This window comes from Cronobacter universalis NCTC 9529, assembly GCF_001277175.1.
In the GTDB taxonomy this organism is placed as follows: Bacteria; Pseudomonadota; Gammaproteobacteria; order Enterobacterales; family Enterobacteriaceae; genus Cronobacter; species Cronobacter universalis.
Map to the genome: position 1 here is coordinate 199,866 of NZ_CP012257.1, position 26,580 is coordinate 226,445.

The following is a 26,580-nucleotide window of genomic DNA, read 5'->3' on the forward strand; positions in this document are numbered from 1 at the left end:
AATAAAAAACCGCCTCAGGGGCGGTTTTTTATGCGCTGGACGTTACTGCACGTCGAGCTGCCAGTGCACGTAGCTTTGCCAGAGCTGCTCCTGCCCTAACATTTCGGCTCCCAGCGGGTGAATGGAAAACCAGTCCTGCGGGAGCGTCGCGGTGAGCGTTTCGTCGCGCGCGGTGAGCGTGACGTCAGGCAGCATATCGTCGCGACGACGGCTGGCGAAGATAATCGCCAGACGCAGCAGTCGGCAAAGACGTTCGGCCACGCGCAGCGGGACGGCGTTTTGCTGCTGCAGCGCGGAGAGATCGACCGTGCCGGTCTGGTTCAGCAACAGCGTCGCCAGCAGCTTTTTCTGCGCGGGCGTAAAGCCCGGCAAATCCAGGTTATTCACCAGATAAGCGGCGTGCTGGGGCGCGCGTTTGAAATCGACTGCCAGGCCAACTTCATGCAGCAGGCTGGCGCTGTGCAGCAGCGCACGGCTGAGATCGTCAAGGGCCCATTCGTGCTCCACGCTGACGGCAAACCGTTCCGCCAGCTGCGCCACGCGTCCGGCCTGGGCGATATCCACCATAAAACGCCGCTGAATGTTTTTCAGCGTACGGTTGCGAATATCCTGATCCACCGCCAGATGCAGCATGCCGTACACCAGCCCTTCGCGCAGCGCGCCGCCGGCAAGCGTCATGCATTCGATTTCCAGTTCGCTGAAAATCGCGATAAGAATGGCGAGCCCGCTCGGGAAGACCAGCGCGCGCTCCAGCGTCAGGCCCTCGATCTCAAGCTCCTCCAGGCGGCCGCAGTGAATGGCGCGCGCCTTGAGCTGCTGGAGTTTCGCAAGGGTAATACGCTCGTCCATTCCCTGCGCCATCATGATTTCCTGCAGCGCCTGTACGGTGCCTGAGGCTCCGACGCAGATTTTCCAGCCCTGACCGCGCAGTTGCGCGATAACCGGTTGCAGGATCTCGCGGGCGGCCTGTTCGGCGCTGGCGAAATGTTCCTGCGTCAGGCTGCGGTCGGTAAAGAAGCGCTCAAGGAAGGTCACGCAGCCCATCGGCAGGCTGAAAAGCGAGGTTGCCCGCGCGCCGGTGCCGGTCACAAGCTCTGTGCTGGCGCCGCCGATATCGACAACGAGGCGCCTGTCAGCGCCGCCGGTGGTGTGCGCCACGCCCTGATAGATCAGCCGCGCTTCTTCTTCGCCAGCAATAACCTGAACCGGGCAGCCGAGGATCTCCTGAGCGCGGGCGACAAACACATCGGCATTAGTGGCAAGGCGCAGCGTCGCGGTGGCGACTACGCGGATTTGCGACGGGGGGATATCCTGGAGCCGTTCAGCGAACAGACGCAGACATTGCCAGCCGCGCTCCATGGCGTCCGCCGAGAGCGCATTGTCGGCGCCGAGGCCCGCCGCGAGGCGGACCTTGCGTTTCACACGCGTGAGCGTCTGAATGCTTCCGGCCACCTCACGTACCACCAGCATATGAAAGCTGTTCGAACCGAGGTCGATTGCCGCATACAGTGAGGAGGTGCCGGGCATAGCGTTTATCCTGTACGACGACGGTTACGCGGCGCGCCGGAACGACGCGGGCCATTACCGGTACGCGGACGCGACAGGCGCTTCGGCGGCGGCAGTTCGCTTAACAGCGCATCCGGGTTGTATTTACTCACCGGAATGGAGTGGCCGATATAGGTTTCAATCGCCGGCAGGTTCAGCGCGTACTCTTCACAGGCGAGGCTGATGGAGTGGCCGCTGGCGCCCGCACGACCGGTACGGCCGATGCGATGCACATAGTCTTCGCAGTCGTCCGGCAGATCGTAGTTGAAGACGTGCGTGACGGCAGGAATATGCAGGCCGCGCGCCGCGACGTCCGTTGCGACCAGAATATCGAGATCGCCGCGGGTGAATTCATCCAGAATACGCAGGCGTTTTTTCTGCGCCACGTCACCGGTCAACAGGCCGACGCGATGACCGTCTGCCGCCAGATGGCCCCAGATGTCTTCGCAACGGTGTTTGGTATTGGCGAAAATGATGGCGCGATCCGGCCACTCTTCTTCAATCAGCGTCTGGAGCAGGCGCATTTTCTCTTCGTTAGACGGATAGAAAAGCTCTTCTTTAATACGGTGGCCCGTTTTCTGCTCCGGCTCGACTTCGACATATTCCGCGTTGTTCATCTGCTCAAACGCCAGTTCGCGCACGCGGTAAGAGAGCGTAGCGGAGAACAGCATATTGAGACGCTCTGCGGCGGCCGGCATACGGCGGAACAGCCAGCGAATATCTTTGATAAAGCCCAGATCGTACATGCGATCGGCTTCGTCGAGCACCACGACCTGAATCGCGCCCAGGTTGACGTGGTTTTGTTTGGTGTAATCGATAAGACGGCCGGTGGTGCCGATCAGAATATCGACGCCGCTTTCCAGCACTTTGAGTTGTTTGTCATAGCCGTCGCCGCCGTAGGCGAGACCCAGCTTAAGGCCGGTGGCTTCAGCCAGCGGCTCTGCGTCGGAGTGAATCTGCACCGCCAGTTCGCGGGTCGGCGCCATAATCAGGGCGCGCGGTTGATTCACCTGACGGTTTTCCACCGCAGGGTGTGAGAGTAAATAGTGAAACGTTGACGTTAAAAACGCCATCGTTTTGCCGGTACCGGTTTGCGCCTGCCCTGCAACGTCACGGCCCGCGAGCGTTAACGGGAGTGCCAGAGCCTGGATAGGGGTGCAGTTATAAAACCCTTTTTTCTCAAGGGCTTGAACTACAACAGGGTGCAGGGCGAAGTCGGAAAACTTCTGTTCAGTCAAGTGTGTTTTGCTCATAGTGTGGTAGAATATCAGCTAACTATTGCTTTACGAAAGCGTATCCGGTGAAATAAAGTCAACCTTATGTTGGTTAATGCTACACCAACATGACAGGCCTAATCTTTGGAGTAAAACATGAGCGATAAAATTATTCACCTGACTGACGACAGTTTCGACACGGATGTACTTAAAGCGGACGGGTTGACGCTGGTTGATTTCTGGGCAGAATGGTGTGGTCCGTGCAAGATGATCGCCCCTATCCTTGATGAAATCGCTGATGAATATCAGGGCAAACTGACGGTTGCCAAGCTGAACATCGACCAGAACCCGGGCACCGCGCCGAAATACGGCATCCGCGGCATTCCGACTCTGCTGCTGTTCAAGAACGGTGAAGTAGCGGCGACCAAAGTCGGTGCGCTGTCTAAAGGCCAACTGAAAGAGTTCCTCGACGCCAACCTGGCGTAATGGTTCCCCGCCGGGGCGATCACGGTTCCTAAATACTCAGGACCGCTGGACGCCCGGCTTCAGTCATGCTAACTTAATTTTTGACTTCAATTTAAACTTACCTTTTAGTTTGAATCTTGTAATACCCGACGCTTCCCGCCCGTGACAATGTCAATACCGAGACCGGTAGGCGAGAAGAGCATTAACTCCGGGACTTATCACTCATTCCGTCTTGTCGTTTCAGTTCTGCGTTCCTTACCTGCAACCAGGCAACGAACAGACATGAGATGAAGCCCGTTAACAGGCATGGATGACCCTGCCATACCATTCACAACATTACGTTCGAGATTTACCCCGAGTTTAAGAACCCACCACTATGAATCTTACCGAATTAAAGAATACGCCGGTTTCTGAGCTGATTACTCTCGGCGAAAATATGGGACTGGAAAACCTGGCCCGCATGCGCAAACAGGATATTATTTTCGCCATCCTGAAACAGCATGCGAAGAGTGGCGAAGATATCTTTGGCGACGGTGTGCTGGAGATATTGCAGGATGGCTTCGGCTTCCTCCGTTCTGCAGACAGCTCCTACCTTGCCGGTCCCGACGACATCTACGTTTCTCCCAGCCAAATCCGCCGTTTCAACCTCCGCACAGGGGATACCATCTCCGGTAAGATTCGTCCGCCGAAAGAAGGCGAGCGCTACTTCGCGCTGTTGAAAGTGAACGAAGTCAACTTCGATAAACCGGAAAACGCACGTAATAAGATCCTGTTCGAAAACTTAACGCCGCTGCACGCCAACTCTCGTCTGCGCATGGAGCGCGGCAACGGGTCGACCGAAGATTTGACGGCGCGTGTTCTGGATCTGGCATCGCCGATCGGCCGCGGTCAGCGTGGTCTTATCGTGGCGCCGCCGAAAGCCGGTAAAACCATGCTGCTGCAGAACATCGCGCAGAGCATCGCGTATAACCATCCGGATTGCGTCCTGATGGTACTGCTCATCGACGAACGTCCGGAAGAAGTGACCGAGATGCAGCGTCTGGTGAAAGGCGAAGTGGTTGCGTCCACGTTCGACGAACCGGCTTCCCGCCACGTTCAGGTCGCCGAGATGGTTATCGAGAAGGCCAAGCGCCTGGTTGAGCATAAAAAAGACGTTATCATTCTGCTCGACTCCATCACCCGTCTGGCGCGCGCTTACAACACCGTCGTGCCGGCCTCCGGCAAAGTACTGACCGGTGGTGTGGACGCGAACGCCCTGCATCGTCCGAAGCGTTTCTTCGGTGCGGCGCGTAACGTGGAAGAGGGCGGCAGCCTGACCATCATTGCGACTGCTCTGATTGATACCGGCTCTAAAATGGATGAAGTTATCTACGAAGAGTTCAAAGGCACCGGTAACATGGAACTGCACCTCTCTCGTAAGATTGCGGAAAAACGCGTCTTCCCGGCTATCGATTACAACCGTTCCGGTACCCGTAAAGAAGAGCTGCTGACGACTCAGGAAGAACTGCAGAAAATGTGGATCCTGCGTAAAATCATTCACCCGATGGGTGAGATCGACGCGATGGAATTCCTCATTAATAAACTGGCGATGACCAAAACTAACGACGAATTCTTCGATATGATGAAACGTTCGTAGTCAGCGGAAACTCGGGGAACGCCACGTCACGACGTGGCGTTTTTCTTTGTTGCTCTATACGATAGGCAACAAGCGCGATCTTTACAGGATTTACTGTAAAGGTGCGCCAGTTTTTATCTGGTCTGAGCTATGTTTATCTTACTGAATAATAATTAGTCTGTTCAGGGATGAGGGGCGGAGGAGTGCTTAGAAAGCCTGACTGCCGCAGTTATACTTCCTCCGGACTTAACGTTTGCAGAGAGCGCACACTGTGAATTTAGTTACCGTTGGTACTGAGCTACTCAGTATTTTTTTATTCACATTTGTTTTTCTTTTTTTTGCACGAAAGCTGGGCAAAAGGGTTGGTCTGGTCGATAAACCCAACTTCCGTAAGCGCCATCAGGGGCTTATCCCGCTCGTGGGCGGCATCTCCGTCTACGCAGGCATCTGCTTTACCTTCTTCATTGCGGACTACTACATTCCTCATGCGGCGTTATACCTGGCGAGCGCCGGCGTGCTGGTGTTTGTCGGCGCGCTGGATGACCGATATGACATTAGCGTAAAAATCCGCGCCGTTATCCAGGCCGTTATCGGCGTGGTGATGATGACGGTGGGCGGGCTCTATCTGCGAAGCCTTGGCTATATTTTCGGGTCGTGGGAGATGGTGCTGGGGCCGTTTGGGTATTTCCTGACGCTGTTCGCCGTCTGGGCGGCGATTAACGCTTTCAACATGGTTGACGGCATCGACGGCCTGCTGGGCGGGCTTTCGTGCGTCTCTTTCGCGGCCATCGGGATGATCCTGTGGTTCGACGGGCAGACCAGCCTGTCGATGTGGTGCTTCGCCATGATCGCCGCCATCCTTCCTTACATTCTGCTGAACCTCGGCGCGTTCGGGCGACGCTATAAAGTCTTTATGGGCGATGCGGGCAGTACGCTTATCGGTTTTACCGTTATCTGGATCCTGCTGGAGACCACGCAGGGGAAAACGCATCCGATTAGTCCGGTGACCGCGCTCTGGATCATCGCGATTCCGCTGATGGACATGATAGCCATCATGTACCGCCGCCTGCGTAAAGGCATGAGCCCGTTCTCGCCGGACCGTCAGCACATTCATCATCTGATCATGCGCGCCGGTTTTACTTCTCGTCAGGCGTTTGTCCTGATCACGCTCGCCGCCGCGCTGCTGGCCGGTATTGGCGTGGCATCGGAATATGCGGCCCATATTATCCCCGAGTGGGTAATGTTGGCATTATTCTTGCTAGCATTTTTCTTCTACGGCTACTGTATCAAACGGGCATGGAAAGTGGCGCGCTTCATCAAACGCGTTAAGCGTCGCATTAAGCGCGGAAGCAACAAGCCCACCGCTAATTAAAGAAAAACGGGGACGTGATGAATCAAAAAGTGCCGGGCACTCCGCCAGGAGTGGCAGATAATGAACTGGATATTCGTGGTCTGTTCCGAACGCTGTGGGCAGGGAAATTCTGGATAGTCGGCATGGCCGTGTTGTTTGCGCTGGTCGCGCTCACTTACACGTTCTTCGCGCGCCAGGAGTGGAGCGCGATGGCGATCACCGACCGACCGACCGTCAACATGCTGGGCGGCTACTATTCGCAGCAGCAGTTCCTGCGCAATCTGGATGCGAAAGCCAACCTGGCGCCGGTGGATCAGCCCTCGGTGATGGACGACGCTTATAAAGAATTCATCATGCAGCTCTCCGCCTGGGATACCCGCCGCGATTTCTGGTTGCAGACGGACTATTACAAACAGCGTCAGGTCGGCAACAGCAAAGCCGACGCCGCGCTGCTGGATGAGTTTATCGACAATATCCAGTTCACCGCGGGCGACGTCACCCACAATCAAAACGACAACATCCGCTTGATTGCGGAAACCGCGCCCGACGCCAACAACCTGTTGCGTCAGTACATCGCGTTCGCCAGCCAGCGGGCCGCCAGCCATCTTAACGATGAGCTGAAAGGCGCCTGGGCCGCGCGCACCGTGCAGATGAAAGCGCAGGTGAAGCGTCAGGAGGCCGTCGCGAAATCGATTTTCGATCGCCGCGTGCACAACGTTCAGCAGGCGTTGCAGGTGGCGGAACAACACAACATTTCTCGCAGCGAAACGGACGTTCCCGCAGATGAGCTGCCGGATTCTGAACTGTTCATGCTGGGTCGCCCGTTGTTGCAGGCGCGTCTGGAAAATCTCCAGGCGGTAGGGCCGACCTATGACATCGACTACGACCAGAACCGGGCGATGCTGGCGACGCTGAACGTGGGGCCGACGCTGGACCCGCGCTTTCAGACCTATCGCTATCTGCGCACGCCGGAAGAGCCGGTTAAACGCGACAGCCCACGTCGCGCGTTCCTGATGATCATGTGGGGAGCTGTTGGGGCGTTGACTGGCGCTGGCGTGGCTCTGGTCCGCCGCCGTCGCACCGCATAAGCACGCGTCCTGGATGAAGGCGCGCGTCGCCTTCATCGTCAACTGAAGAGAATCGTTGTGAGAGTACTAACCGTTTTTGGCACGCGACCAGAAGCCATCAAAATGGCGCCGCTGGTTCATGCGCTGGCACAGGATCCCGCGTTCGACACCCGGGTTTGCGTCACGGCTCAGCATCGCGAGATGCTGGATCAGGTGCTGCATCTTTTTTCCATTGTGCCGGACTACGACCTGAACATCATGAAGCCCGGACAGGGGCTCACCGAGATCACCTGTCGCATTCTGGAAGGGCTGAAACCGATTCTGACTGAATTCCGCCCGGATGTGGTGCTGGTGCATGGTGATACCACCACCACCATCGCCACCAGCCTGGCCGCGTTTTATCAGCGTATTCCCGTCGGTCACGTCGAGGCGGGACTGCGCACCGGCGATCTCTACTCGCCGTGGCCGGAAGAGGCCAACCGCACGCTTACCGGCCATCTGGCCATGTATCACTTCGCCCCGACCGAACTGTCGCGCCAGAATCTGCTGCGCGAAAACATCCCTGAAGCGCGGATCTTCGTTACCGGCAATACGGTTATCGATGCGCTGATCGCCGTGCGCGACCGCGTTATGGCGGATGAACCGTTGCGCCTGCGCCTTGAAACGCAATACCCGTTCCTGGACGGCGACAAGAAAATGATTCTGGTCACGGGCCATCGTCGCGAAAGTTTCGGCGAAGGATTCGAGCAGATTTGTCGCGCGCTGGCGGATATCGCCGCGCAAAACCGCGACGTACAGATTGTCTATCCGGTGCACCTCAACCCCAACGTTACCGAACCGGTAAACCGTATTCTGGGCCACGTCGAAAACGTGGTGCTGATCGAGCCGCAGGAGTATCTGCCGTTTGTCTGGCTGATGAATCACGCATGGCTGATCCTGACCGACTCCGGCGGCATCCAGGAAGAGGCGCCGTCGCTGGGTAAACCGGTACTGGTGATGCGAGAAACCACCGAGCGGCCGGAAGCGGTCGAAGCGGGCACCGTGCGTCTGGTGGGCACGGACACGCAGCGTATCGTCGCTGAAGTGACGCGGCTGCTGAACGACGAGGCGGCGTACCAGGCCATGAGCCACGCCCATAACCCTTATGGCGACGGCCAGGCATGCGAACGGATATTACATGCACTTAAAAATAATCGGGTATCACTATGAGTTTTAAAACCATTTCGGTGATTGGTCTGGGTTATATCGGTTTACCCACCGCGGCGGCCTTTGCCTCGCGAGAAAAACAGGTCATCGGCATCGACATCAATCAGCATGCGGTCGATACCATCAACCGGGGTGAAATTCATATTGTCGAGCCGGAGCTCGACAACGTTGTGAAAACCGCCGTGGAAGGCGGTTTCCTGCGCGCCAGCACACAGCCTGTCGAAGCGGACGCCTATCTCATTGCCGTTCCCACGCCGTTTAAAGGCGATCACGAGCCGGATATGACCTACGTACAGGCGGCGGCGGAGTCTGTCGCGCCGGTGCTGCGTAAAGGCGCGCTGGTGATTCTGGAATCCACATCGCCGGTCGGCGCGACCGAACAAATGGCGCAGTGGCTCGCGGCGCTGCGCCCGGATCTCAGCTTCCCGCAGCAGGCTGGCGAGGCGGCGGATATTAATATCGCCTACTGCCCGGAGCGCGTGCTGCCAGGCCAGGTAATGGTCGAACTGATTAAAAACGATCGCGTGATTGGCGGGATGACGCCGGTCTGCTCGGCGCGCGCCAGCGAACTTTACAAAATCTTCCTGGAAGGCGAGTGTGTGGTCACTAACTCCCGCACCGCCGAGATGTGTAAACTCACCGAAAACAGCTTCCGCGATGTGAATATTGCGTTCGCCAACGAACTGTCGCTGATTTGCGCCGATCAGGGCATTAACGTCTGGGAATTGATTCGTCTCGCGAACCGCCACCCGCGCGTGAACATTCTGCAACCGGGCCCTGGCGTCGGCGGCCACTGCATCGCGGTCGATCCGTGGTTTATTGTGGCGCAGAACCCGCAGCAGGCGCGTCTCATCCGTACCGCGCGTGAAGTGAACGACCACAAACCTCACTGGGTCATCCAGCAGGTGAAAAGCACGCTGGCCGACTGTCTCGCCGCGACCAACCGCCGCGCCAGCGAGGTGAAAATCGCCTGCTTTGGCCTGGCGTTTAAACCGAATATCGACGATTTACGCGAAAGCCCGGCGATGGAAATCGCTGAGCTTATCGCTGACTGGCACAGCGGCGAAACGCTGGTCGTCGAGCCGAATATTCATACGCTGCCGGCACGCCTTGAAGGTAAGTGCCGCCTGAGCGCGCTCGACGACGCGCTGGCCGAGGCCGACGTGCTGGTGATGCTGGTCGACCATCAGCAGTTCAAAGCCATCGACGGCTCGACGCTCAACCACGCCTGGGTCGTCGACACCAAAGGAGTCTGGCGATGAAACGCTTTCTGGTTACGGGCGGCGCCGGCTTTATCGGCTCCGCCGTCGTCAGACACCTTATCCAGAACACCGACCACGCCGTGCTGGTGGTGGATAAACTGACCTACGCCGGGAATCTGGCGTCGCTGGCGCCGGTCGCGCAGGACGCGCGTTTCGCGTTTGAACAGGTCGATATCTGCGACGCGCAGAGCCTGGATCGTCTGTTCACGCAGTTTAAGCCGGACGTCGTCATGCATCTGGCGGCGGAAAGCCATGTCGACCGCTCTATCGACGGCCCGGCGGCGTTTATCGAAACCAACATCGTCGGCACCTATACGCTTCTGGAGGCGGCGCGCCGCTACTGGAGCGTGCTGAGTGACGCCGAAAAAGCGGCGTTTCGTTTTCACCATATCTCGACCGACGAAGTGTATGGCGATCTGCACGGCCTCGATGATTTCTTTACGGAAACCACGCCGTATGCGCCAAGCAGCCCGTACTCCGCGTCCAAAGCGGGCAGCGACCATCTGGTTCGCGCCTGGCGGCGCACCTATGGTCTGCCGACCATCGTGACCAACTGCTCCAATAACTACGGGCCGTACCACTTCCCGGAGAAACTGATCCCGCTGACCATCCTTAACGCGCTGGCGGGTAAACCGCTGCCGGTATATGGCAACGGTCAGCAGATCCGCGACTGGCTCTATGTGGAAGACCACGCGCGCGCGCTCTGCCTGGTGGCGACGGAAGGCGTCGTGGGTGAAACCTACAACATCGGCGGCCATAACGAGCAGAAAAACCTCGATGTTGTGAAAACCATCTGCGCGCTGCTGGAAGAGCTGGCGCCGCAAAAACCGGCGGGCGTGGATCAGTACAGTTCGCTTATCACGTTCGTCCAGGACCGTCCCGGCCACGATCTGCGTTACGCCATCGACGCCAGCAAAATCGAGCGCGAGCTCGGCTGGCGTCCGCAGGAAACCTTTGAAAGCGGAATGCGTAAAACGGTGCAGTGGTATCTCGACAACGAGACCTGGTGGAAGCAGGTTCAGGACGGCAGCTATCAGGGCCAGCGTCTGGGGCTTGCGCGCTAAACACGACTGGAGACCGGCATGAAAGGCATTATTCTGGCGGGCGGCTCTGGCAGCCGCCTTCATCCTATTACTCGCGGCGTTTCCAAACAGCTTCTGCCCATCTACGACAAGCCGATGATCTACTATCCGCTGTCGGTATTGATGCTGGCGGGGATCCGCGAAGTGCTCATTATCACCACGCCTGAAGACCAGATCTATTTCCAGCGCCTGCTGGGTGACGGCTCCGCGTTTGGGATTTCGCTGGAGTACGCCGTGCAGCCGAGCCCGGATGGCCTCGCGCAGGCGTTTATTATCGGCGAGCAGTTTCTCGCGGGCGGTCCTTCCTGCCTGGTGCTGGGCGATAATATCTTTTTTGGTCAGGGCTTTAGCCCGAAACTGCGCCACGTCGCGGCACGAACCGAAGGCGCGACAGTGTTCGGCTATCAGGTTATGGACCCTGAGCGTTTCGGCGTGGTGGAGTTTGACGACAATTTCCGCGCCATTTCCATCGAAGAAAAACCGACGCATCCGAAATCCCGCTGGGCCGTGACCGGGCTCTATTTCTACGACAGCAACGTGGTGGAATACGCGAAACAGGTTAAACCCTCCAGCCGCGGCGAGCTTGAAATCACCTCCATTAATCAGATGTACATGGAGGCAGGCAAGCTGAACGTTGAGTTGCTGGGCCGTGGTTTCGCCTGGCTTGATACCGGCACGCATGACAGCCTGATCGAGGCCAGCACCTTCGTGCAAACCGTCGAAAAACGCCAGGGCTTTAAAATCGCGTGTCTGGAAGAGATTGCCTGGCGCAATGGCTGGCTCAATGACGACGACGTTCGACGCGTCGCGCAGCAGCTCGCCAAAACCGGCTACGGCCAGTATCTGCTGGAGCTGCTCCGTGCACGTCCGCGCCAGTATTGAACCCCTGGAGTGGGAGAGCCGGTTTTTCGGCATCGACAGCGCGATTGTCCGTTTCTCCGATACCGCGCCGGCGTTAGACGTGGCGCAATTAGACGGCTGGTCGCGCGTGCAGGCGAAAGTGCACGCCGCCCGCTGCGATCTGCTGGATGGCCTGGCGCAGCTCGGCTTTCAGCTGGTGGAGGGCGAAGTGGATTTCGCGCTCACGCTCACGCCTGATGCGCCCGCGCGCGACGCGCAGATAACGACCGCCACGCCCGACGATATCCCGCTGCTGCGCGACGCGGCGGCGGAGGCGTTCGCCATGAGCCGGTTTCGCGCGCCCTGGTATGCGCCTGACGCCAGCGGACGGTTTTACGCGCAGTGGGTCGAAAACGCGGTAAAAGGCGCGTTCGACCACGAATGTCTCATCCTGCGCGCGCCGCAGGGGGCGCTGCGCGGTTTCGTCACGCTGCGCGCGCTTAACGAACAAGAAGCCCGCATCGGCCTGCTGGCCGGTCGCGGCGCCGGAGAAGCCCTGATGCAGGCGGCGCGCCAGTGGTGCGTCACGCGCGGGCTTTACACCTTGCGGGTCGCGACGCAGGCGGGCAACCGCGCCGCGCTGCGCCGCTATATTGCCAGCGGCGGCAACATCGAAAGCACCGCTTATTGGTTATACAGGTAACTATCATGATCCCATTTAACGCACCGCCCGTGGTTGGCACGGAAATCGACTATATGCAGTCTGCGATGAGCAGCGGCAAGCTGTGCGGCGACGGCGGTTTTACCCGCCGCTGCCAGCAGTGGATGGAACAGCGTTTCGGCAGCCCGAAGGTGTTGCTGACGCCGTCCTGCACCGCGTCGCTGGAGATGGCGGCGCTGCTGCTGAATATCCAGCCGGGCGATGAAGTGATCATGCCGAGCTTTACGTTCGTCTCCACCGCTAACGCCTTTGTGCTGCGCGGCGCGAAAATTGTCTTTGTGGATGTGCGCCCGGACACCATGAATATCGATGAAACGCGGATTGAAGCGGCCATCACCGACAAGACCCGCGCCATCGTGCCGGTGCATTACGCGGGCGTGGCCTGCGAGATGGACGCCATTATGGCGATTGCCGAGAAGCATCAGCTCTATGTGGTGGAAGACGCCGCGCAGGGCGTGATGTCGACCTATAAAGGCCGCGCGCTCGGCACTATCGGCCACATCGGCTGCTTTAGCTTCCATGAAACCAAAAACTACACCGCCGGCGGCGAAGGCGGCGCGACGCTGATTAACGATCCGGCGCTGATTGAGCGCGCGGAGATCATTCGCGAAAAAGGCACCAACCGCAGCCAGTTCTTCCGCGGTCAGGTGGACAAATATACCTGGCGCGATATCGGCTCCAGCTACCTGATGTCCGATTTGCAGGCCGCCTATCTCTGGGCGCAGCTGGAAGCGGCAGACCGCATTAACCAGCAGCGCCTGACGCTGTGGCAGACTTATTACGACGCGCTCGCGCCGCTGGCGCGCGCCGGACGCATCACGCTGCCGTCGATCCCCGATACCTGCCGCCATAACGCGCATATGTTTTACATTAAGCTTCGCGATATCGACGATCGCAGCAAGCTTATCGCGTACCTCAAAGAGGCCGAGATCCTGGCGGTGTTCCACTACATTCCGCTGCACGGCTGTCCGGCGGGCGAAAAATTTGGCGAGTTCCACGGTGAAGACCGCTTCACCACCGCCGAGAGCGAACGCCTGCTCCGCCTGCCGCTGTTCTTTAACCTCGCGCCGGTCAATCAGCGCACGGTGATCAATACGCTGCTGAGCTATTTCGGCTGATATGTCGCTCGCTAAAGCTTCCGTGTGGACCGCCGGGTCCACGCTTATCAAAATCGGCGCCGGGCTTGTGGTCGTCAAACTGCTGGCGGTCGCGTTTGGCCCGGCGGGCGTCGGCCAGGCGGGGAATTTCCGCCAGCTGATTACGGTGCTCGGCGTGCTGGCCGGGGCGGGTATTTTCAACGGCGTGACGAAACTGGTCGCGCAGCATCAGCATGACGCCGCCGGGCTGCAGCGCGTCACGGGTACGGCATCGGCGATGGTGCTGGGCTTCTCGACGTTACTGGCGGTGATTTTTCTGCTGGCGGCGGGGCCGATTAGCGTGGGGCTGTTTGGCCATGCTCGCTATGAAAACGTGGTGCGCATGGTGGCCTTCATCCAGATGGGGATCGCCTGGGCCAACCTGACGCTCGCGATTATCAAAGGCTTTCGCGACGCGGCGGGCAACGCGCTGGCGCTGATTATCGGCAGCCTTATCGGCGTGGCGGCGTATTACGCCTGTTTTCGTCTTGGCGGGTATGAAGGCGCGCTGCTGGGTCTGGCGCTGGTGCCTGCGCTGGTGGCCATTCCGGCGGTCTGGATGCTGATGCGGCGCGAGCATGTGCCGCTGCGCTACCTGAAACCTTCCTGGGACGGCCCGCTGGCGCGCCATCTCGGTAAATTCACGCTGATGGCCCTGATGACGGCGGTAACGCTGCCGGTCGCGTATGTGATGATGCGAAACCTGCTGGCCGCCCGTTACGGGTGGGAGGCCGTCGGCATCTGGCAGGGGGTGAGCAGCATCTCCGACGCCTATTTACAGTTTATTACCGCGTCGTTCAGCGTCTGGCTGCTGCCGACGCTCTCCCGTCTTGAGGCGAAGCGCGACATCACCCGCGAAATCGGGCGCGCGCTGAAGTTCGTGCTGCCCGCGGTGGCGACGGCGAGCCTCGCGGTGTATCTGCTGCGGGATTTCGCCATCTGGCTGCTGTTCTCGCCGCAGTTTACTGCCATGCGTGACCTCTTCGCCTGGCAACTGGTGGGCGACGTGCTGAAAGTGGGCGCTTACGTCTTCGGCTATTTGATTATCGCGAAAGCCTCGCTGCGCTTTTATATTTTGACGGAAGTCAGCCAGTTTGCTTTATTAACCGGCTTTTCATACTGGCTGATCCCGGCGCACGGCGCGGCAGGGGCGGCCCAGGCCTATATGGCGACCTATATTGTCTATTTCGCCCTCTGTTGTGGCGTATTTTTACTCTGGCGCAGACAGACATGACAGCATTGATTCACGTTCTGGGGTCCGATATTCCCCATCATAACCAGACGGTACTGCGTTTCTTTAACAATGAACTGGCCGATACGAACGACCAGGCGCGCCGCTTTATGGTGGTGAGCGCCGATGAACAACTCGGCCAGCAGTACCCGGCGCTTTCGCTGAGCATTTATCCCGATAAAAAATCGCTCGCCCGCGCCGTTGTGGCGCTGGCGCGTGAAAACCGCCAGCAGCGCTTTTTCCTGCACGGCCAGTTTAATGCGCCGCTGTGGCTGGCGCTGCTCGGCGGCGGGCTGAAGCCCGCGCAGGTGAGCTGGCATATCTGGGGCGCGGATCTCTACGAAGCCTCGCGCAGCCTGAAATTCCAGCTCTTTTACCGGCTGCGCCGGCTGGCGCAGGGGCGCGTAGGCCATGTGTTCGCCACGCGCGGCGATCTCAGCCACTTTGCGAAGCGCCATCCTGGCGTGCCGGGGGAACTGCTTTACTTCCCGACGCGCATGGATGAAGGGTTAAACCAACTGCCGCCGCCAGAGCGCGACGGAAAACTGACGATTCTGGTGGGCAACTCCGGCGATCGGAGCAACGACCATATCGCGGCGTTGCAGGCGGTGCATCAGCAGTTCGGCGATAACGTCAGTGTGATTGTGCCGATGGGATACCCGTCGAATAACGACGCGTGGATCGATGAAGTGACGCGGGCCGGGCAGGCGCTGTTCAGCCCGGAAAACCTCAACGTGCTGCGTGAAAAGCTCGATTTCGACGCGTATCTGACGCTGCTGCGCCAGTGCGATCTCGGCTATTTCATTTTTGCGCGCCAGCAGGGGATCGGCACGCTGTGCCTGCTGATTCAGGCGGGCGTCCCGTGCGTGCTGAGCCGCGAGAACCCGTTCTGGCAGGATATGGTGGAACAAAATCTGCCAGTGCTGTTTACCGGCGATAAGCTTAATGAGGTGACGGTGCGCGAGGCGCAGCGTCAGTTGCAGATGGTCGATAAATCGCAAATCGCGTTCTTTAAACCTAACTACCTGACCGGCTGGCACCGCGCGCTGCGTATCGCTTCAGGAGAAGTGGCATGAGCTTACTGCAATTCAGCGGCCTGTTTATCGTCTGGCTGCTGGCGACGCTGTTTATCGGCACGCTGACCTGGTTTGAGTTCCGCCGGGTGCGGTTTAACTTTAACGTCTTTTTCTCGCTGCTGTTCCTGCTGACGTTTTTCTTCGGCTTTCCGCTGACCAGCATCCTGGTGTTTCGCTTTAACGTGGCGGTAGTGCCCGCAGAAGTATTGTTGCAGGCGCTGCTTTCGGCGGGCTGTTTCTACGCGGTCTATTACGTCACCTATAAAACACGGTTGCGGGCGAGGACGCAGACCTCATCCGCCGGCGGCGGGCTGTTCACCATGAACCGCGTCGAAACCCATCTGGCGTGGATAGTGATGATGGCGGTCGCCCTGGTGAGCGTCGGCATTTTCTTTATGCATAACGGCTTTCTGCTCTTCCGGCTGCACTCCTATAGCCAGATTTTCTCCAGCGAAGTCTCCGGCGTGGCGCTGAAGCGCTTTTTCTACTTCTTTATTCCGGCGATGCTGGTGGTCTATTTCCTGCGCCAGGACAGTCGCGCATGGATCTTTTTCCTCGTCAGCACCGTCGGGTTTGGCCTGCTGACCTATATGATTGTCGGCGGCACGCGCGCCAATATCATTATCACCTTCGCCATTTTCCTGTTTATCGGCATTATCCGCGGCTGGATCTCGCCGGGGATGCTGGCCGCGGCGGGCGTAATGGGGATTGTGGGGATGTTCTGGCTGGCGCTGAAGCGCTACGGGCTGAATGTCAGCGGCGACGAAGCGTTTTACACCTTTCTTTATCTTACGCGCGACACCTTTTCGCCGTGGGAAAATCTGGCGCTGCTGCTGCAACACTACGGCGATATTGAGTTTCAGGGGCTGGCGCCGATTGCGCGCGATTTCTACGTCTTTATTCCGTCGTGGGTCTGGCCGGACCGGCCGCATATTGTGCTCAACACCGCCAACTATTTTACCTGGGAAGTGCTGAATAATCATTCGGGGCTGGCTATCTCCCCGACGCTGCTCGGCTCGCTGGTGGTGATGGGCGGCGTGTGGTTTATCCCGCCTGGCGCGGTGGCGGTCGGGCTTATCATCAAATGGTTCGACTGGCTGTATGAGCGCGGCAACCGCGAGCCGAACCGCTATAAAGCCGCTATTCTGCACAGCTTCTGCTTCGGCGCTATCTTCAACATGATTGTGCTGGCCCGCGAAGGGCTGGATGCGTTCGTGTCGCGCGTGGTCTTTTTTATGGTGGTCTTCGGCGCCTGTCTGGTGGTGGCGAAACTGATTTACTGGCTGCTGGATAACGCGGGGCTTATCCATCCGCGCCGCCGCCGCGCGCCGCCGCTGTCGCCAACGGAAATGCTTTAAGGTTAAAGGAATATGATGTCTGAACAGGTTACCGCCCCGGTCTATACGCTTCGCGGGCTGCCGCTGCTGGGGTGGCGCGATATGCAACACGCGCTCGATTATCTCTATGCCGACGGTACGCTGCGTCACGGCACGCTGGTGGCGATTAACGCCGAAAAGATGCTGGCGCTGGAGGCCGACGCTGAAGTCCGCAGCCTGATTGAAGCGGCGGAATTTAAATATGCCGACGGCATCAGCGTGGTGCGCTCAGTACGTAAAAAGTACCCGCAGGCGCAGGTGTCGCGCGTGGCGGGCGCCGATCTCTGGGAGGCGCTGATGGCGCGCGCCGGCCGCGAGGGCACGCCGGTCTTTCTGGTGGGCGGCAAGCCTGAGGTGCTCGCGCAAACCATCGAAAAGCTCAAACGGCAGTGGAAGGTGAATATCGTCGACGCGCAGGACGGCTATTTTAAGCCGGAAGAGCGGGCGGCGCTGTTTGCGCGTATCCGCGACAGCGGCGCGCAGATTGTCACGGTGGCGATGGGCTCGCCGCGCCAGGAGATCTTTATGCGCGATTGTCGTCTCGTCCACCCGCACGCCCTTTATATGGGCGTGGGCGGCACCTACGATGTCTTCACCGGCCATGTGAAACGCGCGCCGAAAGGGTGGCAAAACCTCGGGCTGGAATGGCTTTATCGTCTGCTCTCCCAGCCGAGCCGCCTCAAACGCCAGCTGCGCCTGCTGCGCTACCTGGGCTGGCACTACACCGGCAAGCTGTGATCCGCAGGCGGCGTCCGTCGACGCCGCCGTTTTTCTCCTGATGGTTTATTGCGCAGTAAGCGCATTTTTACCACGCATTATTTGCCATTTCTCTCAAATTGCGGAACCATTCGCCCGCCCCTTTACAGGACGCGGCAGGGTTTTACGCTGCCCGCAGGGGCTCAGGCATTCACCATCACAATAACCAGGTTCACCTGGACGCACGTGAAACACAACACAGAGGATCTATGGCAGAGAATAAACCGGAACTACAGCGAGGGCTGGAGGCCCGACATATCGAACTAATTGCGCTCGGCGGCACTATCGGGGTGGGGCTGTTTATGGGCGCCGCCAGTACGCTGAAATGGGCAGGGCCGTCGGTGCTGCTGGCCTATATCATCGCCGGGCTGTTTGTCTTTTTCATTATGCGCTCAATGGGCGAAATGCTCTTCCTTGAGCCCGTAACCGGTTCGTTCGCCGTTTACGCGCATCGCTACATGAGCCCGTTCTTCGGCTATCTCACCGCGTGGTCCTACTGGTTTATGTGGATGGCGGTGGGCATTTCGGAAATCACCGCCATTGGGGTTTACGTCCAGTTCTGGTTCCCGGAGATGGCGCAGTGGATACCCGCGTTGATTGCCGTGGGCCTGGTCGCGCTGGCGAATCTCGCGGCGGTGCGGCTGTATGGCGAAATCGAATTCTGGTTCGCGATGATTAAAGTCACCACTATTATCGTCATGATCGTAGTCGGGCTTGGCGTGATTTTCTTTGGTTTCGGCAACGGCGGCCATGCCATTGGCTTTGGCAATCTTACCTCGCACGGCGGTTTCTTTGCGGGCGGCTGGAAGGGCTTCCTGACGGCGCTCTGTATCGTTGTGGCGTCCTATCAGGGCGTTGAGCTGATTGGCATTACCGCGGGCGAAGCGAAAAACCCGCAGGTGACGCTGCGCAGCGCGGTCGGTAAAGTGCTGTGGCGCATCCTGATTTTCTACGTGGGCGCGATCTTCGTTATCGTGACTATCTTCCCGTGGGATGAAATCGGCAGCAACGGCAGCCCGTTTGTGCTGACTTTCGCGAAAATCGGGATCACCGCAGCGGCAGGCATTATCAACTTCGTGGTGCTGACCGCGGCGCTCTCCGGGTGCAACAGCGGCATGTACAGCTGCGGGCGTATGCTCTATGCGCTGGCGAATAACCGTCAGTTACCGGCGGCGATGGGGAAAGTCTCACGCAACGGCGTACCGGTGGCGGGTGTGGCGGTCTCGATTGTGATTCTGCTGGTGGGCTCGTGCCTCAATTACATTATCCCGAATCCGCAGCGCGTATTCGTTTATGTCTACAGCGCCAGCGTGCTGCCGGGCATGGTGCCGTGGTTTGTTATCCTGATTAGCCAGTTGCGCTTCCGTCAGACGCACCAGGCGGCGATTGCCGCGCATCCGTTCCGCTCCGTGCTGTTCCCGTGGGCGAATTACCTGACGATGGCGTTTCTGGTCTGCGTGCTGGTGGGCATGGGATTCAATGACGATACGCGTATGTCACTCATTGTCGGCGCGATTTTCCTGGCGCTGGTGAGCGTTATTTATAAGCTTTTCGGGTTCGATCGGTACGGTTCGACCCCTAAAGTGGATGGATAACCACCAGAATGCGCAAAGCATAACCAAACGCGCATTTTCTTCAAAAAAAGCACTAGACAGCAGGGCGCGAAGTCCGTAGTATCCCCACCCGCAACGGCGCTACGCGCCCGTAGCTCAGCTGGATAGAGCGCTGCCCTCCGGAGGCAGAGGTCTCAGGTTCGAATCCTGTCGGGCGCGCCATTTAACCGGCGCTTGAGCTGCGGTGGTTTGAATACCGCGTGAAAGAATACAGTGGTGGCTATAGCTCAGTTGGTAGAGCCCTGGATTGTGATTCCAGTTGTCGTGGGTTCGAGTCCCATTAGCCACCCCATTATTTAAGAGTTTGTGGCGATGCGAAGGTGGCGGAATTGGTAGACGCGCTAGCTTCAGGTGTTAGTGTCCTTCGGACGTGGGGGTTCAAGTCCCCCCCCTCGCACCACTACTTGATTGAACAAAAAAGTCAAAAAGCAGTATACGGCGAGTAGCGCAGCTTGGTAGCGCAACTGGTTTGGGACCAGTGGGTCGGAGGTTCGAATCCTCTCTCGCCGACCACTTTTGAACCTCGCTTCGGCGAGGTTTTTTGTTTTCTGCCGTCTGACGTTTCACCTCTGCGTTTTATTTCTCCTTCTGTTTTTATTTTTCTTCAACCTTTCTCATTGTCTGTTTCATATCTCTCACCGTAATCCCGATCACAAAGTTCGTTTATCCTGGTTAATCTGTTTCTTTACTAATCATCAATGCCACCTCCCGGTACGAGCGGAAAAGGGAGCCTGACGCTAAACCTCGATAACGCGCTGAACCTGAAAGACGAGCCGCACGAACCGCTACGCATTACGGGCGATAACGGCAGCGAGGTGAAGCTGCTCAATACGCCGGAAGGCATCTGGTCGGTAAGCGGTTTCGAGACGCCCGGCGGCCAGGTGTTTGACGTTTATCACAACAGCGCGCTCGGGGCCGCTAACACGCTTGGCGACCTGCTGATTCAGGAAAATATTCAGGTGAAACTGATGTAGCGGGCGGGTGACGGGGTTTAGCGACACCTGGCGTTATACCTGTCGCTCACAGGAGACATATAAGTTTTTAATATGTTTAGAAAAAATGCCAGGTCTGCAAACCCTGTCGCCATTTGATGACACCTGATGGCGGCGCCTGCTTGGGAGACCAACATACAGCCTCGGTCACAGTGGCGATGAAACAAGGGGTTAGCTATTGCAGACAAACGCTGCATACCTGGCACGATAAATGCTACAATAACCGTGTAGATGCTCATTCCATCTCTTATGTTCGCTTCGGCTTCATAAACCTAGGAATGACGCAGAGCCGTTTACGGTGCTTATCGTCCACAGACAGATGTCGCTTCGGCCTCATCAAACACCATGGACATAACGTTGAGTGAAGCACCACATTTGTTGTCAAACAGACCTGTTTTGATACCTGCCCTCGGGCAGGTATTTTTTTGCCTGTAGATCATCTTTCGCGGCGTGGCGGTGTTGGCTGCGCGCGCTTACCCCGGTCACTTACTGATGTAAGCTCCCGGGGATTCGCTTACTTGCCGCCTTGCCACACCACGAAATCTGACCCACAGGCCGAAGGGGCTTTCGCGCCGTGGTTGCCCTGGCTGCGCGCGCTCACCCCGGTCACTTACTGAGGTAAGCTCCCGGAGATTTGCTTACTTGCCGCCTTGCCACACCACGAAATCTGATCCACAGGCCGAAGGGGCTTTCGCGCCGTGGCTGCCCTGGCTGCGCGCGCTCACCCCGGTCACTTACTGATGTAAGCTCCCGGGGATTTGCTTGCTGCACAACAACATCTCTCAAACCGCAGAGACAAAAAAGTGCCGGTGTCAAGTCTTCGGCTCAAATCAAGAAGGGCTTGAAACCGTATATGGGATAGTAGGTTAGCTACTTTCGGGGCCGCTTTGAAGAAGAGCGGCGTCGTCGGCTAGGAGCGACATAGGAGCTTTGGGAGAGAAAGCCGCATCGCACTGTGTAGTGCTCGATTGCCGAGGAACGGCGGGCCTGTCGCATCATCATAGCCCAACAGGCTCGGCGGCATCCAGAATGAAGAACGCGCAGCCTGGGCTGCGCGTTCGATGGATGCCGTTGAATAGTATGCGGTGCAATCATGGCGGCTTCGGTGGTGCGCTGCGGGTCGCCGTGCCCTTCCTGAATCCTCGATCGCCCGCCATGAACGCTTCCAGCATATGCGGGATCAGCGTCGCCGCATCGACTGCCTCGCCATACGCCTGCGCGTGTAGCGCGGCGTAGCGGTCGAGGTCGGCTTTTAAACTGGTCGGGCAAACGAAAGTCAGCTTGGTGCTCTCGGTCTTCGGCAGCGGGCCAAGCCGCAGCTTCTTGGTCGTGCTCATCGTGAAGTCCCCCGGTTGAAGAACAGCGGTTGGTACGGCCGCAGCACCAGATCCCGGTTGACGATGATGCGAACCGGCAGGCCCGGTCGTTGCGTCAAGGTCGGCTGAATGTTGAGGTTGCGCCGGGTCATCTCCTGGCCGACCTGATTGATGCTGTCTTGCGCGCTGTCGCGCCCAGCGATGATGACGCGATCACCATCCTGCCGGTTCTCCGGCGCGGCCAGCTCGGCACCGACGCCCAGCAGCGTGGTGAGTGCCGCACCGGCAAAGATGCGGCCCCAGTGGTAGTCCACATCGTCCTCCAGCCCGGCATAGCCGGCTGGGTCGGTGCCGGCCAGGTTGTCGAGCGTGAGCGAAGACGTGTCCGGCAGGATGATCCGGTTCCAGACGACTTGAACGCGGCTCTGCCCGTAGCTGACCTGGCTGTTGTATTTGCCCAGGATGCGCGAACCCTGCGGAATCAGCAGGAAGCGCCCGGTGGCTGTGTCATAGACCGGCTCCGTCACCGTGGCGATCACGTCGCCGGGCAAGTCCGACTTGATGCCCGTCACCAAGGCACCTGCGACCACCGTTCCGGCCATGACCTGATACGGCGAAGTTGGCAGGGTCAGATTGCCGGAATTACGGGTTTCAGTGGAGCCACCTTTCAGGAAAGCCTCTTTCTGGTCTTGCCGGTTTTGCACCGCTGTCGGGTCAGCAGGCTGGGCCGCCGTGGAGGCCGGCCCGGCCGCCAGCGGGTCAAACGCCGCATTGGCGGCGAAGCCCGGCGCAGCGGCCACCTGTGTCTGCGCCACCGGCGCCGCATTCTGCCCTCCCGAGCGGAAGAACACGGACGAGGCCGCGGCCGCTTCGGCTTCTTTGCGCAGAGCATCGTTCGGGTCGTGGCCGGGGGCCGCGTAGGCGGCCGTCGCCGGCTGCTGCGACTTCACGATGGCAGGGCCAAGATCGCCCGGCAGCGGCGGCCCCAGTTCGGGAACGGCAGGCGGCAACGCCGGCGGCAGCTTGGAGTAGTCCGTCGGCAGCGCATCCAGTCCTTCCGACTTCGAGACACGATCGACGTTGTAAAGCTCGGTCTGCTCGCCCGCACCGCGCCGCTGAGGTTGCAGCGACCACATCAGCGCGCCGAGCACGGCCACCGCCAGGACGCCGGCGAGGATGGCCAGCGTGCGCCGATTCAGGCGCGTGACCGGGCGCGGCTGGGCGCGCAGCGCCACCGCCTCGGGAGCGATCTTGCCCGCCGCCTGCGGCGCGGCAAGGTCGGGAGTGTCATCCTGGCTCATGGTCAGTTCCTCCGCGCAACGCCATCGGTGCGCTCGATCCGCACCAAGTCGCCGCCGTCGCCGCCCAGCCGCAGTTCGGCCGCGCCGAACAGGCGATCCACGACGTAGTACGGCGCGCGGAAACGGTAGTTCACCAATTGCCCGTCGCCCTGCGCGCCGATGACAAACAGCGGCGGCAACTCGCCCTGAGCAATGCCGGCCGGAAACTGGATATAGACCTTCTCTCCATCATCGAAGGCGCGTAGCGGCTTCCACGGCGGGTTGCTGCCCGATACCGCGTAGCGGAAGCGGATCTTGTCCAGCGACAGGCCCGTATCGACAGGCGTTGTCGCCTGCGCAGCCTGCGCCTGGCGCTGCAACGCGAGCATCCGGTCTTTCGGGTAGTCCCAGGATACCGACGCCATCCATGCCTTCTCGGTCGAGGTCAGCTCCAGCAGGTAGGTGCGCCGACTGGTGGTGATGACGAGATTGGTTTTCAGACCGGAACGGATGGGCTTGACCAGCACATTGACGCGCAGATCGGCCCCGCCGCCGCTGGACGTGTCGCCCACGATCCAGCGCACGGTATCGCCGGCGGCGACCGTCACCAGTTCCTCGCCCGGTTGAAGCGAAACCACCGTCACGCGCCCCGGCGACGCATAGACCTGATAAAGCGCGCCATCGGTGAACGGCCACACCTGAATCGCGTTGACGTAGCCCTCACGGGTAGGCGCGATACGCGCTTCTGCATTGGCACGGGAAACGCGCACCTTTTCGTCGGCCGGCTCCGGCGCAGCGGGGGCTTCATCGACTTCCGGCAGCGGCTTCAACTGCGCTGGCAGCGCCAGCGGTTCAGGGACGGCGACGACTTCGACGGGCTTGGGCGGTTCGGGCAACGGCTGGGCCAGCACCGGCTCGTCGAGCGAGATGGACGGCGGCGGCTTGCCCTGCGAGGCGCAGCCCGCGAGGGCCAGCAGCGTCAAAGGAAAAACGTAAAGGCGGAAACGAAGTTTCATGGTTTGGCTCCTTCGGAAGAATCCAGTTCGCGGCTCCATGACAGTCCGTTGACGTAGATACCCAATGGGTTCTTGCGCAGGCGCTGTTCGGTACGCGGGGTTTGCAGGACGGTCGAAAGCACGGCGTTCCAGCGTTCGGTGCCGGCGGGCGCACCGTTGACGTAGCGCTGCTCTGTCCAGCGCACGTTGAAAGACGTGTCGCTGGCGCGAACCACGCTGGTGATCTGCACCGTCACCGATTCCTTGCCGATGCGGGCGAATGGGTCATTGGTGCGGGCGTAGTCGTTGAGCACCGCCGCGCCCTTGTCGGTGGTGTAGTCGTAGGCATCGAGCCAGTTCTGCCGCACCACGATGGGATCGATGGACAGCGAGCGAACCAGCGTCACGAAGCGCGCCAGGTGGTGCGCGATCTGCGCGTCGCCGGGCCGGTACGGCGTGGCGGCCTCACCTACGGCGCGCACCTGCCCGGCCTGATCGACCTCGATGACATAGGGCGTCACGATGGACTGCGCCGAGCGCCACACCAGGCCGCCGGCCATCAGCAGCGCGAGCACTAGGCAGCCGAAGGCCATCAGTCGCCAGTTCTTGGCCTGCATGCGAGCCGAGCCGATACGGTCGTCCCATACCTGGGCGGCGGCTTGATACGGGGTGGCAGGCTGCGGCGTATCGGCGTAGCGCACCTGCGGGCGTTTGAATCGCATGGGTGTTCTCCTTGAAGGTTAGGTATCGGAATCCCGCAGGCTCGGGCCTTGCCCGGAGCCGCCGCCGTCGCCGCCGCGCAGCGTGTGGGCAGCAGTGGTCGCGGCATGGGTGGCCTGCTGGCGCCGGTGCATCCGCTTGGCCCAGGCCGGTTGCTCTTGCTTCTGCGAGCCTGCGGCGCCGTCTGCGGTCTGGCCGGGGCCAGCACCGTCGCTGCCGGCTTCTGTGCCGTTCCAGCCAGCGCGGAAGAAATCGGCCATCTTCTGCCCCGCAGCGGAAGCTCCAGAGGCGACGCGGCGGCCTGCGGCTTGTGCGCCGGTCTTGGCGACATTGCCGAGGCCAGCCGCCGCGCCCTTGGCACCGCCGCCGGCCGCAGTGGAACCGGCCTGGAACGCCGATCGGGCACTGCCGGCCGCCGAAGTCGCGGCACGCGCCCCGGCACCGGCCAGCTTTGCGGCCGCCGGGGCCATTCGTGCACCGGCCATGACGGCGCCGCCCACGCCCGTTGCGGCGGCGCCGATGGCAACGCCGGTGCCGACAGCGCCGACCGCAGCACCAGCCATCGCGCCCGCACCAAGCTGCGGCGCACCGGACACCAGGCCGGTGGCGATACCGGGTCCGAAAATGCCCAGCGCAAGCAGCGCGAGCGAGGCCAGCATCACGACCAGCGCGTGGTCGATGGATGGCTCGTCGGGATGCACCTGGAACTCGGCGAACAGGCCGGAACCGATGCCGACGATGACGGCCAGCACCAAGACCTTGATGCCTGACGACACCACGTTGCCCAGCACCTTTTCCGCGAGGAACGAGGTCTTGTTCCAGAGTGCAAACGGGATCAAGACGAAGCCGGCGAGCGTGGTCAGCTTGAACTCGATCAGCGTGATGAAAAGCTGTACCGCCAGCACGAAGAAGCAGAGGATCACCACCAGCCAGGCGATGAACAGCACCACGATGGGGTCGATGTTCACGAACACCTCGGGGAACCCAGCCATGTCCCCGATCTGTTCCAGAATCGGCGCGGCAGCGTCGATGCCGGTCTTCGCCAGCCGGCCAGGCTGAAGGAAGTTCTCCATCGTGATGGCCGAGCCGGTCGCGGTGATCCCCAAGCCGGCGAACGAGCGGAACACGATGCTCGCCAGCCAGTTGAAGTTGCCGATGATGTAGGCGAACGCGCCGACATAGAGCACCTTGCGCAGCAGCTTGACGATCACGTCATCGCCCTGGCCGGTGGCGTGGCTCATGGCCCAATAAAGACCAGCGATCGTCATGTCGATGACGATGAGTGTGGCGGTGAGAAACGCCACTTCGCCCTGCAACAAACCGAAGCCCGAGTCGATGTAGCGCGAGAACGTATCGAGGAAACGGTCGATGATGGTCACGTCGTTCATGGCGAATCCTCGGACGGAGTGAGCAGAACGGCGCCCTCTGGCAATTCATCTGCGGGCGTATCGAAGCTCGGCGGAATCGGCGGAAGTTCAGCCAGCGAGTTGTATTCGTCCGGCCCGGTATGGCCGGCGAAAAAGCGCCGCCGGAAGGCTTCGGCGGCGGCGCGGCAGGCATCCTCGCCCACGGCCTGCCGGTCGGCCGCGCATTGCCCGCGCAATGCCTTGAGCCGCACCGGATCTGCGGCCAGGGCGTCGGCCAGGTTCTCGGCCGGCTGCTGGCCGCACGCGGTCAGCAGCACGGCCAGCAGGACGGAAGCGCTTCGCATGGCCGCCTCC

The 26,580-nt window shown here is 59.8% G+C and carries 24 protein-coding genes and 4 tRNA genes; 20 read left to right on the forward strand and 8 right to left on the reverse strand.

Features of this window, described 5'->3' with window-relative positions:
- Window positions 1-42 precede the first annotated feature (42 nt).
- Window positions 43-1,527 (reverse strand): guanosine-5'-triphosphate,3'-diphosphate diphosphatase, encoded by a 1,485-nt coding sequence (gene gppA / locus AFK65_RS00890; protein ID WP_038858363.1) that lies wholly within the window; start codon window positions 1,525-1,527, stop codon window positions 43-45.
- A 5-nt stretch (window positions 1,528-1,532) separates the two neighbouring features.
- Window positions 1,533-2,798 (reverse strand): ATP-dependent RNA helicase RhlB, encoded by a 1,266-nt coding sequence (gene rhlB / locus AFK65_RS00895; RefSeq protein WP_032805111.1) that lies wholly within the window; start codon window positions 2,796-2,798, stop codon window positions 1,533-1,535.
- Window positions 2,799-2,915: 117 nt separating this feature from the next.
- Here rhlB and trxA point away from each other — a divergent pair, with 117 nt between their 5' ends.
- The 20 genes from trxA to AFK65_RS00995 all read left to right on the forward strand — a co-directional run bounded on the left by trxA (window position 2,916) and on the right by AFK65_RS00995 (window position 20,530).
- A complete protein-coding gene (gene trxA, locus AFK65_RS00900) occupies window positions 2,916-3,245 on the forward strand; it encodes a thioredoxin TrxA (RefSeq protein WP_004386384.1) in 330 nt (109 codons plus the stop codon).
- A 355-nt stretch (window positions 3,246-3,600) separates the two neighbouring features.
- Window positions 3,601-4,860, forward strand: coding sequence for a transcription termination factor Rho (rho, locus tag AFK65_RS00905; protein WP_004386383.1), 1,260 nt, complete (start codon window positions 3,601-3,603; stop codon window positions 4,858-4,860).
- Window positions 4,861-5,110: 250 nt separating this feature from the next.
- Window positions 5,111-6,211 carry a UDP-N-acetylglucosamine--undecaprenyl-phosphate N-acetylglucosaminephosphotransferase gene (gene wecA, locus AFK65_RS00910; RefSeq protein WP_007704326.1) on the forward strand — a complete coding sequence of 367 codons (1,101 nt, stop codon included), beginning with the start codon at window positions 5,111-5,113 and terminating at the stop codon, window positions 6,209-6,211.
- A gap of 17 nt (window positions 6,212-6,228) precedes the next feature.
- Window positions 6,229-7,278 (forward strand): ECA polysaccharide chain length modulation protein, encoded by a 1,050-nt coding sequence (gene wzzE / locus AFK65_RS00915; protein ID WP_032805113.1) that lies wholly within the window; start codon window positions 6,229-6,231, stop codon window positions 7,276-7,278.
- 57 nt (window positions 7,279-7,335) lie between these two features.
- Entirely contained in the window at window positions 7,336-8,466 is a 1,131-nt protein-coding gene (gene wecB / locus AFK65_RS00920) for a non-hydrolyzing UDP-N-acetylglucosamine 2-epimerase (RefSeq protein ID WP_032805114.1), read from the forward strand.
- On the forward strand, window positions 8,463-9,725 hold the full coding sequence (gene wecC / locus AFK65_RS00925) for a UDP-N-acetyl-D-mannosamine dehydrogenase (RefSeq protein WP_038858357.1): 1,263 nt from the start codon (window positions 8,463-8,465) through the stop codon (window positions 9,723-9,725). Before wecB ends, wecC begins: the two co-directional genes overlap by 4 nt.
- Window positions 9,722-10,789, forward strand: a complete 1,068-nt coding sequence (gene rffG, locus AFK65_RS00930) for a dTDP-glucose 4,6-dehydratase (RefSeq protein ID WP_038858356.1) — start codon at window positions 9,722-9,724, stop codon at window positions 10,787-10,789. Before wecC ends, rffG begins: the two co-directional genes overlap by 4 nt.
- 18 nt (window positions 10,790-10,807) lie before the next feature.
- Window positions 10,808-11,689: a glucose-1-phosphate thymidylyltransferase RfbA gene (rfbA, locus tag AFK65_RS00935; protein WP_007704332.1), complete on the forward strand. Its 882-nt coding sequence runs from the start codon at window positions 10,808-10,810 to the stop codon at window positions 11,687-11,689.
- Window positions 11,667-12,350, forward strand: coding sequence for a dTDP-4-amino-4,6-dideoxy-D-galactose acyltransferase (gene rffC, locus AFK65_RS00940; protein ID WP_007704333.1), 684 nt, complete (start codon window positions 11,667-11,669; stop codon window positions 12,348-12,350). Before rfbA ends, rffC begins: the two co-directional genes overlap by 23 nt.
- A gap of 5 nt (window positions 12,351-12,355) precedes the next feature.
- A complete protein-coding gene (rffA, locus tag AFK65_RS00945) occupies window positions 12,356-13,486 on the forward strand; it encodes a dTDP-4-amino-4,6-dideoxygalactose transaminase (RefSeq protein WP_038858354.1) in 1,131 nt (376 codons plus the stop codon).
- 1 nt (window position 13,487) lies between these two features.
- Window positions 13,488-14,738, forward strand: a complete 1,251-nt coding sequence (wzxE, locus tag AFK65_RS00950) for a lipid III flippase WzxE (protein WP_007704335.1) — start codon at window positions 13,488-13,490, stop codon at window positions 14,736-14,738.
- On the forward strand, window positions 14,735-15,811 hold the full coding sequence (locus tag AFK65_RS00955; RefSeq protein WP_038858351.1) for a TDP-N-acetylfucosamine:lipid II N-acetylfucosaminyltransferase: 1,077 nt from the start codon (window positions 14,735-14,737) through the stop codon (window positions 15,809-15,811). Before wzxE ends, AFK65_RS00955 begins: the two co-directional genes overlap by 4 nt.
- The gene (gene wzyE / locus AFK65_RS00960; RefSeq protein WP_007704340.1) at window positions 15,808-17,169 is read left to right on the forward strand and encodes an ECA oligosaccharide polymerase; all 1,362 of its coding nucleotides are present in this window, start codon (window positions 15,808-15,810) and stop codon (window positions 17,167-17,169) included. The genes AFK65_RS00955 and wzyE overlap by 4 nt, the downstream gene beginning before the upstream one ends.
- Window positions 17,170-17,184: 15 nt before the next feature.
- Entirely contained in the window at window positions 17,185-17,925 is a 741-nt protein-coding gene (wecG, locus tag AFK65_RS00965; protein ID WP_007704342.1) for a lipopolysaccharide N-acetylmannosaminouronosyltransferase, read from the forward strand.
- Window positions 17,926-18,152: 227 nt separating this feature from the next.
- Entirely contained in the window at window positions 18,153-19,538 is a 1,386-nt protein-coding gene (gene thrP / locus AFK65_RS00970; RefSeq protein WP_007704344.1) for a bifunctional threonine/serine APC transporter ThrP, read from the forward strand.
- Between the two features lie 103 nt (window positions 19,539-19,641).
- Window positions 19,642-19,718 (forward strand) — tRNA-Arg (locus AFK65_RS00975).
- A 54-nt stretch (window positions 19,719-19,772) separates the two neighbouring features.
- Window positions 19,773-19,848: transfer RNA gene (locus AFK65_RS00980), tRNA-His, on the forward strand.
- A gap of 22 nt (window positions 19,849-19,870) precedes the next feature.
- Window positions 19,871-19,956, forward strand: a tRNA-Leu gene (locus tag AFK65_RS00985).
- 36 nt (window positions 19,957-19,992) lie between these two features.
- Window positions 19,993-20,069: transfer RNA gene (locus AFK65_RS00990), tRNA-Pro, on the forward strand.
- Window positions 20,070-20,254: 185 nt separating this feature from the next.
- A complete protein-coding gene (locus AFK65_RS00995) occupies window positions 20,255-20,530 on the forward strand; it encodes a hypothetical protein (RefSeq protein WP_007704351.1) in 276 nt (91 codons plus the stop codon).
- Window positions 20,531-21,639: 1,109 nt separating this feature from the next.
- On the opposite strand, the gene AFK65_RS01000 is transcribed toward AFK65_RS00995, so the two are convergent.
- The 6 genes from AFK65_RS01000 to AFK65_RS01025 are packed head-to-tail and all read right to left on the reverse strand — an operon-like array spanning window position 21,640 to window position 26,570.
- Window positions 21,640-21,885, reverse strand: a complete 246-nt coding sequence (locus AFK65_RS01000; protein ID WP_007704353.1) for a DUF2274 domain-containing protein — start codon at window positions 21,883-21,885, stop codon at window positions 21,640-21,642.
- A complete protein-coding gene (locus AFK65_RS01005; RefSeq protein WP_038858348.1) occupies window positions 21,882-23,165 on the reverse strand; it encodes a TrbI/VirB10 family protein in 1,284 nt (427 codons plus the stop codon). Before AFK65_RS01005 ends, AFK65_RS01000 begins: the two co-directional genes overlap by 4 nt.
- A 2-nt stretch (window positions 23,166-23,167) precedes the next feature.
- Window positions 23,168-24,160, reverse strand: a complete 993-nt coding sequence (gene trbG, locus AFK65_RS01010; protein ID WP_038858346.1) for a P-type conjugative transfer protein TrbG — start codon at window positions 24,158-24,160, stop codon at window positions 23,168-23,170.
- Window positions 24,157-24,861: a conjugal transfer protein TrbF gene (trbF, locus tag AFK65_RS01015; protein ID WP_007704357.1), complete on the reverse strand. Its 705-nt coding sequence runs from the start codon at window positions 24,859-24,861 to the stop codon at window positions 24,157-24,159. Before trbF ends, trbG begins: the two co-directional genes overlap by 4 nt.
- A gap of 18 nt (window positions 24,862-24,879) precedes the next feature.
- A complete protein-coding gene (gene trbL, locus AFK65_RS01020; RefSeq protein WP_038858344.1) occupies window positions 24,880-26,247 on the reverse strand; it encodes a P-type conjugative transfer protein TrbL in 1,368 nt (455 codons plus the stop codon).
- Window positions 26,244-26,570, reverse strand: a complete 327-nt coding sequence (locus tag AFK65_RS01025) for a hypothetical protein (protein ID WP_038858343.1) — start codon at window positions 26,568-26,570, stop codon at window positions 26,244-26,246. The genes trbL and AFK65_RS01025 overlap by 4 nt, the downstream gene beginning before the upstream one ends.
- Window positions 26,571-26,580: the final 10 nt, after the last annotated feature.